General features: G+C 39.2%; 8 protein-coding genes. 4 read left to right on the top strand and 4 right to left on the bottom strand.

Features of this window, described 5'->3' with window-relative positions:
- Nucleotides 1-236 (bottom strand): carboxypeptidase-like regulatory domain-containing protein (locus AC1DDX_RS19525; RefSeq protein WP_477622441.1); only part of this gene is annotated, 236 nt, incomplete at its 3' end.
- 245 nt (nucleotides 237-481) lie between these two features.
- Here AC1DDX_RS19525 and AC1DDX_RS19520 point away from each other — a divergent pair.
- Nucleotides 482-1,228, top strand: coding sequence for a DeoR/GlpR family DNA-binding transcription regulator (locus AC1DDX_RS19520; RefSeq protein WP_048908297.1), 747 nt, complete (start codon nucleotides 482-484; stop codon nucleotides 1,226-1,228).
- Here the strand turns inward: AC1DDX_RS19520 and AC1DDX_RS19515 are convergent.
- Together AC1DDX_RS19515 and AC1DDX_RS19510 are read right to left on the bottom strand one after the other, a co-directional pair.
- Nucleotides 1,225-2,181, bottom strand: a complete 957-nt coding sequence (locus tag AC1DDX_RS19515; RefSeq protein WP_477622440.1) for an anhydro-N-acetylmuramic acid kinase — start codon at nucleotides 2,179-2,181, stop codon at nucleotides 1,225-1,227. The genes AC1DDX_RS19520 and AC1DDX_RS19515 overlap by 4 nt on opposite strands.
- Nucleotides 2,181-2,357: an anhydro-N-acetylmuramic acid kinase gene (locus AC1DDX_RS19510; RefSeq protein ID WP_477622439.1), complete on the bottom strand. Its 177-nt coding sequence runs from the start codon at nucleotides 2,355-2,357 to the stop codon at nucleotides 2,181-2,183. Before AC1DDX_RS19510 ends, AC1DDX_RS19515 begins: the two co-directional genes overlap by 1 nt.
- A gap of 333 nt (nucleotides 2,358-2,690) precedes the next feature.
- Here AC1DDX_RS19510 and nagB point away from each other — a divergent pair, with 333 nt between their 5' ends.
- The 3 genes from nagB to AC1DDX_RS19495 all read left to right on the top strand — a co-directional run bounded on the left by nagB (nucleotide 2,691) and on the right by AC1DDX_RS19495 (nucleotide 8,722).
- Nucleotides 2,691-4,610: a glucosamine-6-phosphate deaminase gene (nagB, locus tag AC1DDX_RS19505; protein ID WP_172662184.1), complete on the top strand. Its 1,920-nt coding sequence runs from the start codon at nucleotides 2,691-2,693 to the stop codon at nucleotides 4,608-4,610.
- 63 nt (nucleotides 4,611-4,673) lie between these two features.
- Nucleotides 4,674-5,831, top strand: a complete 1,158-nt coding sequence (locus tag AC1DDX_RS19500) for an acyltransferase family protein (protein WP_288883351.1) — start codon at nucleotides 4,674-4,676, stop codon at nucleotides 5,829-5,831.
- 23 nt (nucleotides 5,832-5,854) lie between these two features.
- Nucleotides 5,855-8,722 carry a M16 family metallopeptidase gene (locus tag AC1DDX_RS19495; protein ID WP_337716998.1) on the top strand — a complete coding sequence of 956 codons (2,868 nt, stop codon included), beginning with the start codon at nucleotides 5,855-5,857 and terminating at the stop codon, nucleotides 8,720-8,722.
- An 89-nt stretch (nucleotides 8,723-8,811) separates the two neighbouring features.
- Here the strand turns inward: AC1DDX_RS19495 and AC1DDX_RS19490 are convergent.
- Nucleotides 8,812-9,416, bottom strand: a 605-nt coding sequence (locus tag AC1DDX_RS19490; protein ID WP_477622438.1) for a SaeA-related protein, incomplete at its 5' end; no start/stop codon positions are given.

Raw genomic sequence — 9,416 nt, 5'->3', positions numbered from 1 at the left:
ATCATACTCACATAAGAAAAAACCAACACATCATTTTCGTTGGCTTTAATACTGTACCCCCCGTTATTAGCGGTTTGAACAACAGTAGACGTTCCTTTTATTTTTACGGAAACGCCCGGGATGGGAAGCCCATCTTCAGTTGAGGTGACTTTACCTGTAATCGTTTTTTGCTGGGCAAATGTTTGGGAAATTAGCAAAAAACCAACTGTAATAAACAGAAGTAGTTTTTTTTTCATGAACGATAGTTTGGTTAATAAATTTAAGTTCTCGTTTGGCTATTTGCGGGGAAATACGGTTTTTCAAAACACGCAATTACACGCAAAAAATCAAACCTCTAGTAAATATCATAAATGTTTTTCATTTATTTACAAAATAAACAACTATTTCATTCTTGTTACACAAATCAATATTGCACAAACCTGCATAAACCCGCATTAAATTATTAATCGTTTTTTATTACTTTAGTCAAAAAATTAAACAGATGTTGAAAAAAGAAAGACATGATTTTGTAATGAGGCAAATCAATTTACACAATCGCGTTCTTACCTCAGACCTTGTTCAGTTGTTGAATGTTTCTGAGGATACCATCAGGCGCGACCTCCAGGAATTGTCGGACAACAACAAGCTGTTCAAGGTTCATGGTGGCGCATTGTCAAAATCTTACCAATCTTCTTTTGATGATAGTTCTGTGTATGCCAAGGATGCTAAAATCAGTATCGCCAAAAAAGCCATTTCACTTATAAAAGATGGCATGGTTGTTTTAACTGGAGGAGGAACTACCATAATTGAAGTGGCCAAGCTTCTTCCAGAGAATTTACACGCCACTTTTTTTACCATTAGCCCATTTGTAGCTATTGAACTGGCCAAATATGCAAAGATAGAGGTAATTCTTATCGGAGGTCTGTTCTCTAAGAATTCGCAGGTAACTTACGGCGGACATGTGATAAATCAGTTATCAGAAATCAGTGCTGATCTTTGTTTGCTTGGAACAAGCGCGCTTCATCCAACCGATGGCTTAACAGATACCGACTGGGAAATTAATCAGCTTAAAAAAACGATGCTTAACTTTTCAAAAAGAACGGCAGTACTTTGCATCTCCGAAAAGCTAGACATATCATTAAGACTTAAAGTAGCTGCCCTGGAAAATATCGACTATTTAGTTACTGAGCTCCCTGCAGACGATGTAACCTTAAATGCCTACCATCGTAAAAACCTGCAGATTCTTTAAAAAGGTAAACAGATTTTACCCATACAAATTGATGGAACACCTGCCCTATCGCCAAAATTGATGGCAGTGCCCGTTAATGTTTCATTAGCCAATACGGCAAACAGAACAGCTTCTTTAGCATCCGGATTTATTTGCAGGTCTTCTGTGGTATAAAACCTGGCATTGGGCAACCCTTCTTTAAGTTGCTTTACAAGCAAGGGGTTATGCATACCACCCCCACTCATATATATCGATGGTTTTTGGTTGTCGCCAAAGCACTTTTCGATGGCATCAACAATAACCTGGGCGGTAAAACTGCATAGGGTTGTCATTATGTCTTCATTGTTAAGGCTACTCGTTTTTGATCGCTCCTGTGCAGCCTTTAAATACTTCAGATTAAACAATTCCGGCCCTGTTGTTTTGGGAAACTGTGCAGTTAAAAAATCTGACTGCATCAATTCCTTAAGCAATGCAGCGCTTACCACACCCGCTTTAGCTATTGTAGCGTTTTGATCAAAATATAGTCCTTCGTAGTGGTGCTGAACAAATTGGTCCATTAAAGTATTCCCTGGGCCAACATCTGTAGAAAACACTTTTGCCGCATCATTATCACCTGGTAAATACGTAAAATTGGCTATCCCTCCTATATTCAGCATCACCCGATCTTCTCCCTTTTCAGAAAACAGCAGATAATCGCCATATACGGCAAGGGGGGCGCCTTCACCTCCCGCTGCAATATGCTTTTGTCTAAAATCACATATGGTAACGACACCTGTTTTCACCGCAATATGATCCCCATCGCCTATCTGCAAAGTGCCATTTGGATAATCAGACAATTTATGCAAAGAGGCAGGTGCATGAAAAATAGTTTGTCCGTGACTTGCAATTAGATCAACGTCCTCAGGCTTTAATCCCCACGATTCAATAACCTTTAAAATCATCTCGGCATGGATTAATCCTATTTTTTCATTCATTAGGCAAACCATTTGCAGATCGGCATCTTTACCTTAACCTTTGTTGCTGCACCGCTTCCGCTAATATTGCAAAGGGCAATATCCAATCCATCAAGTGAAGTACCCGACATTAATCCGATTATTAATCTTTCCTTTTTCTCAATGGTATGAAAAAGTCTGGCCCAGTTGGTATTCATAGTTAGAATTTTGCATCTGCAAGATATTAAATCCTCACATGATTTACACTTCATTCACAATTTCTTCACAAAAAGGTACCTGTTTGTGGGTTTGCTATGAACAAGCTCCGAACAATCCTCGAAGAAACTCCAAATCAATTAAAAAAAAATTTCAGGCTTGCTATTTTCAAAAACACCGTTTACTCAACATCTCAATCGATTGTGTAAAATACAATCCGTAATACCAACCGGTTAATGACCTGAATTTAGCCTTTTTACCAAATTAAAATTCTTGTTATACCCAATAGAGTCGCTATATTTACTGCTCCGTACAAACTTTAAGAACAAAAATAAATGGCAAGATTAAATCTTCTGGAAGAAACGCGTTTTGAAAAATTACCCGTTTCTGTCTTTGAAAACCCTAAGGCCGCATCACTTAGCGTGGCTAAACGTATCGGGGATCTGATTAAAGAAAAACAAAAGAATAACACTCAGGCTGTTTTAGGTTTAGCTACTGGAGCTACACCTATTGCAGTGTATGCAGAATTAGTAAGAATGCATAAAGAAGAGGGTTTAAGCTTTAAAAACGTGATCACGTTTAACCTGGATGAGTATTATCCGATGCAGCCAGACGCTGCTCAAAGCTATGTTTCTTTTATGAACGAGCATTTGTTTGATCACATCGACATCGACAAAAACAATGTTAACATCCCTGATGGAACATTGAGTCTAGAAGAAATTCCTGCTTTTTGCCTTGCCTATGAAAAAAAGATTGGAGATCTGGGAGGTTTAGACATCCAGATATTGGGTATTGGACGTACCGGTCACATTGGTTTCAATGAGCCGGGTTCTGCGCCAAATTCCGGTACTCGTTTGGTAACTCTTGATGACCTTACAAGACGTGATGCTGCAAGAGATTTTGGTGGTAAATCTTTTGTGCCTACAAAAGCAATTACCATGGGTATTGGTACTATATTCAAAGCCCGCGAAATTATTTTGATGGCATGGAACAGAAAAAAAGCTTCCATCATTAAAAAAGCTGTTGAAGGCGAAATTTCAAGTGACGTTCCTGCTACCTACCTACAGCTTTCTGAGCATGTTGAGTTCATTTTGGATCAGGACGCAGCTTCTTTATTAACCCGTTTTGATACGCCTTGGTTGGTAAAAGATTGCGTTTGGGATGAAAAACTAACCAGAAAAGCAGTAATCTGGCTGGCAAATCATTTAGGTAAACCTGTTCTTAAACTTACCGAGGATGACTACAATAACAATGGCATGGCTCAGTTGGCTATCGACAGAGGCCCTGTTTACAACATCAACATAGACATCTTTAATAAATTACAACACACTATTACCGGATGGCCGGGCGGCAAACCTAATGCTGACGACTCGCAAAGACCGGAAAGAGCTGAACCTGCTAAAAAGCGTTCAATTATTTTCTCTCCGCACCCTGATGATGACGTAATTTCAATGGGTGGTACTTTTATCCGTTTGGTAGATCAGAAACATGATGTACACGTAGCTTACCAAACTTCAGGTAATACTGCAGTATGGGATGATGATGCACTTCGTTTTGTTGAATTTAGCATTGATTTTTCTGAAAAAATGGGTCTTGGTAAAGACGAGTTAAAAGGATTGTACAACAACATGCGCGATTTTATGGAGAAAAAACAACCAAATCAGGTTGATACTCCAGAAATTCAAACGGTAAAAGGCTTGATCAGAAAAGGAGAGGCTATTGCAGGTGCACGTTACTGCGGACTTGAAGATGATCATATTCATTTCATGGCGCTTCCTTTTTACGAAAGCGGAAAAAACAATAAAAACCCTGTTACCGATCTGGATATTCAATTAACAATGGACCTTTTGCAAAAGGTTAAACCAGAGCAAGTATTTGCTGCCGGAGATTTTGAAGATCCACATGGAACTCACATCGTTTGCTTCAATATCATTTTAGAAGCGTTAAAGCGTTTAGCAAAAACTGAAAGCTGGGTTAAAGATTGCTGGTTATGGATGTACCGTGGTGCATGGCAGGAATTTGAAACTCATGAAATTGAAATGGCTGTTCCGCTTAGTCCACAAGAGGTGGAAAGAAAGAAATTCGCTATTTTCAAACACCAGTCGCAAAAAGACAGAGCTGTTTTCCCTGGTGATGATGCCAGAGAATTCTGGAAAAGAGCTGAGGACAGAAACAGAGAAACTGCCCAGGCTTATGACAATTTGGGATTAGCAAACTACGAGGCGATGGAAGCCTTTGTACGCTATAAATTTTAATTATATTTATAATCGCTATTGTGTTTACGCAATAGCGATTATTTTGTAATTAATTCCCCATTCATGACTTCTATTTCAGCCAATACTGATACTCCGGCAAGACTATTATCCCTTGATTTTTTTAGAGGCGCCACGGTAGCGGCTATGATACTTGTAAATAATCCCGGAGATTGGGGTAATATTTACGCTCCTCTTGAACACGCAGAATGGAATGGCTGCACGCCTACAGATCTAATTTTTCCTTTCTTTCTATTTATTGTTGGTGTTTCAATTGCTTACGCGATGGGAAGCAAAAAAACTGATCCTGCAACACATAACAAAACCATTTTAAAAGCACTTAAAAGAGCGTTTATCCTATTTGGCTTAGGATTATTCCTATCCTTATTTCCCAAGGTATTTACTGATCCTATAGGTGCCTTTCAGCATGTACGCATTCCCGGGGTGCTACAGCGGATCGCAGTAGTATTCTTTATTTCGTCCATTATATTTCTTAAAAATTCCGAAAAAAACATCTTCAGGATATTAATTGCCTTGTTAGCTGTTTACTGGGCATTAATGACATTTGTACCTGTTCCCGGCGTTGGATATGCTAATCTTGAAAAAGAAACCAATCTTGGTGCATGGATAGACAGGGGCATACTAACTGAGGCCCATCTATGGAAATCAGCCAAGACCTGGGATCCGGAAGGCATCTTTAGTACCATTCCGGCAATTGCAACAGGCTTATTCGGGATTCTGGTTGGCGTTTACCTAAAACGTAAAGATATTGATGCCGCTTCTAAAATAGCCTGGCTATTTACTACCGGTTGTGCCGCCGTAGTTTTAGGTTTATTATGGGATTTACAATTTCCAATTAATAAATCATTATGGACTAGTTCCTTTGTTTTGTACACTGGCGGGTTAGCAACGGTGATACTTGCCCTTAGTTATTGGATAATAGATGTTCACCAATACAATCGCTTTACCAAACCTTTTGTGGTATACGGCGTAAATGCAATTACAGTATTTTTTTTATCGGGGTTGATACCACGTATATTGGGTATGATCCATGTAAAAAACAGCGCCGGCACCGAAGTAACCTTACAAGCTTGGCTTTACTCAGGTTTCTCTTCCTATTTCTCTCCAATTAATGCATCACTAGCCTGGGCAATTGCCTTCATATTGTTCTGGCTGATAATTCTTTGGGCGATGTATAATAAAAAAATTATTATAAAAGTTTAAATTTAGCCCATTAACTATTTTTCATGAAAAGAACAATCAACACTCTCGTATGTGGGCTTGCCGCGTTTGTGGCATTTAATACTCCCGTACTTGCGCAAAAAAAACCTTCAGCTGTAAAAAAGACGGTATCAGCAGCTGCAAAAAAAAACAATGATACTTTGATCCCCAACGACCCTAATGTTAAAATTGGGAAACTGGCGAATGGTTTAACTTACTACATCAGAAAGAATGTAGAACCTAAAAACAGGGCTGAATTATATTTGGCAACCCGAATAGGTTCGTTAATGGAAGAAGATGATCAGCAAGGATTAGCCCATTTTACGGAACACATGGCCTTTAATGGCACAAAAGATTTCCCTAAAAACGACATCATCAATTACCTTCAAAAAGCAGGTGTCCGTTTTGGTGCCGACTTAAATGCCTACACCGGCTTTGAGCAAACGGTTTATCAATTACCTATCCCAACTGATAGCACCCTGGTATTTAAAACAGGTTTTAAGATCCTGGCTAACTGGGCAGGGAAAGTGGTTATGGAGGGTGAAGAGATTGATAAAGAACGCGGTGTGATAATCGAAGAAGATCGCCAGCGCGGAAAAAATGCTCAGGAACGTATGAGCAAACAGTTACTTCCCCTATTACTAAAGGGCTCGCGTTATGAAAACCGCCTGCCTATTGGAAAGATCGATATTTTAAAATCATTTTCTCACGACAGGATCAGAAGCTTTTACAAGGATTGGTACAGACCAAATTTACAAGCTGTGATAGCTGTTGGTGATTTTGATGTAAATGAAGTTGAGCAGTTAATTAAGGCAAACTTCTCTGACCTAACTAATCCGGCAAATCCTAGACCTCGCTTAAATTATGATTTACCCGACAACAAAGAACCGCTTGTTAAAGTTATTACGGATCCTGAGCAGCCTTATGATGTTGCCATCATCATGTATAAATTACGTGGAAATGCTACAAAAACCACTGCCGATTTTAAAAAGAGAATCATGTATTCTATGGTGAATAGCATGCTGGGTGCAAGATTTGAAGAGATTCTGCAAAAAGAGAACGCTCCTTTTATTTTTGGACAAAGCTCATTCGGACCATATCAAGGTGGCCTGGTTTCGGGTATTAATGCTTTTCAAACTGTAGTTGCAGCTAAGTCGGGCGAGCAGTTGGAAAAAGCTTTTGCTGGAGCACTTGCTGAAAATGAGCGGATGAGCAAATTTGGTTTTGTACAATCTGAATTGGATGTTACCAAGAAAAACATTCTTGCAGGCAACGAAAAACAATACAAGGAAAAGGATAAAACAGCATCATCAAACTTTGTACAGCAGTACCTGAATAATTTCCTTAAAGGAAGCACCATTCCTTCTATTGATTATACTTACGCAGAAACCCAGAAAGCGGTTGCTAATATTACCCTTGAGGAGATAAATGCGCTGGTAAAAACGCTTACACCAAAAGAGAATCAGATTATTGTTGTTCAAGCTCCTGAAAAGGACAAAGCTATTCTGCCAACAGAAGCGCAATTGGTGGCCGCTGTAAAAAATGCTGGTGCCGGGGTTACTGCATATGTCGATAATTCGTTAAACAAGCCTCTGTTGGAGAAAAATCCGGTTGCAGGCAAAATTGTTGGTGAAAAGAAGATTGATGCCGTAGGCGTTACCGAATTAACATTGAGCAACGGAATTAAGGTGCTTTTAAAACCTACTGACTTTAAAAATGACCAGGTCATCTTCAGTTCATTCTCTAAAGGAGGAATGTCTGTAGTTAATGATGAGGATCTTGAATCGGCACAGATGGTAAGTCTGATTGCCCAAAGTGGGGTTGGCGAGTTTAATCCGACACAATTATCAAAACTGCTAGCTGGCAACACTGGCCGTGCTGGTGCTTATGTTGATGACCTCTATCAAGGCTTTAGCGGAAGTTCTTCTCCAAAAGATATTGAAACAGCTTTTCAAATGATTTATGCTTACGCGACCAATCCGAGAAAAGATAGTGAGATATTTAACAAGAACATCTCTGATTATAAAGTAGTACTGAGCAATAAAAATGCAAACCCTAATAGTGTTTTTAGCGATACTGTTCAGGCGGTGTTATCGTCGTACAACAAGCGTGCTATGCCTACTAATCTACAAGATTTGGACAAAGTTTCGCTAGACAAAGCTTTTGACTTTTATAAGGATCGCTTTGCCGATGCCAGTGAACAAACGTTCATTATTGTGGGTGCATTTGACATTAACACCATCAAGCCGTTTATTGAAACCTATATTGCCAGCCTACCTGCTCTGAATAAAAAACAAGATTTTATCGACCGCGGAGTTAGGGCACCGAAAGGAAAGATCAGTAAAACCGTTTATAAAGGTTTGGAAGATAAGGCTGCTGTGGAGTTATACATTCATGGAGATTATACCTTTAATGCAGATAACAATATTCAATTAGATGCGTTAAAAGGCGCTTTAGAAATAAAGATATTAGAACGTTTACGCGAAAAGGAAAGTGGTGTTTATAGTCCGCAGGTTGGCTTAAGTCTTGAAAAGTATCCTGCCGGTCATTATTACTTTAATATTTCATTTAGCTGCGCTCCTGCTAATGTAGAAAAGCTTATTACAGCAGCGCTTGATGAAGTAAATAAGATTAAAGCCAGCGGTGCTTCTGCAGATGATATCACCAAATTCAAATCAGAAGAACAGCGTCAGTTTGAGCTTAATTTACGTAACAACAATTATTGGTTAAGCTACCTTAGCAGCCGTTTAAAAAACGGAGAAAACTTAGATCAGCTATTGGGTGAAAAGCAAAGACTAAACAGTGTTTCTGTTGAAAGTACAAAAACTACTGCTCAGAAATATTTAAATGAGGATAATTACATCCGCTTAGTTTTGTTACCACAACAAAAATAGAGCTGTTATTTAAGCAAGAAGGGGGTGGCTCAAGAGATCTCTCCTATCGTCGAGATGACGACTGCCCCCTTCTTTATTTTAATGTATTACTAGTTTGGTGCCAGGGCTTCTTTAGCCTGTATACCTACCGGCCCGCTAGGTTCACTTTCATTCTTTAACCGATCCAGTGCCGTAACCAGGTAATTATATCTTTTACCACTATCTACATCAGTATCTATAAAGGAGGTAAATTCTTCAAAACTTATTTTAAGAATATTTCTGGCATTTAATATCCCTATTTTCTCGCCTTCTTCAAAACGGTAAATCACATAACCTGATGCAGTTTCTCCGTCTTCTGCAGGAAGAGGTTTTTCCCATTTTAGGTGCACACCATCATTCAAAGCATCTGCAATAAGTTGCCGTGGTTGGTTAGGCATTACATCATCAAGCCATGGCATTTGAGGTGGAAGTGCCGGATATTTATAAAAATCGTTTTTTAAGGAATCTCCAAATGCACGTGCTACGGTAGAGAATGATTTGGAACTAAAGTAAACACTTCCCTGTACCCGATTATTTTTCCTGATGTACCTGATCTGATCAGGCATCTGCTTTGGTAATCGCCACGCGGCCTCCATTCTTTGGTTCACCAGATAGGCAGCTTGTCCTATATAAAGATGTCTGCCATAGGTATTGTTACTCCACCAATCTACTAAGG

The organism is Pedobacter sp. 10L46_2 (assembly GCF_056395165.1).
This window is presented reverse-complemented; position numbering and strand designations above follow the sequence as displayed.

Excerpts from the sequence above, each read along its gene's own strand:
- AC1DDX_RS19495 (WP_337716998.1), top strand. The coding sequence starts at position 5,855 with ATGAAAAGAACAATCAACACTCTCGTATGTGGGCTTGCCGCGTTTGTG.
- AC1DDX_RS19510 (WP_477622439.1), bottom strand. The coding sequence starts at position 2,357 with ATGAATACCAACTGGGCCAGACTTTTTCATACCATTGAGAAAAAGGAA.
- AC1DDX_RS19520 (WP_048908297.1), top strand. The coding sequence starts at position 482 with ATGTTGAAAAAAGAAAGACATGATTTTGTAATGAGGCAAATCAATTTA.
- nagB (WP_172662184.1), top strand. The coding sequence starts at position 2,691 with ATGGCAAGATTAAATCTTCTGGAAGAAACGCGTTTTGAAAAATTACCC.
- AC1DDX_RS19500 (WP_288883351.1), top strand. The coding sequence starts at position 4,674 with ATGACTTCTATTTCAGCCAATACTGATACTCCGGCAAGACTATTATCC.
- AC1DDX_RS19515 (WP_477622440.1), bottom strand. The coding sequence starts at position 2,181 with ATGAATGAAAAAATAGGATTAATCCATGCCGAGATGATTTTAAAGGTT.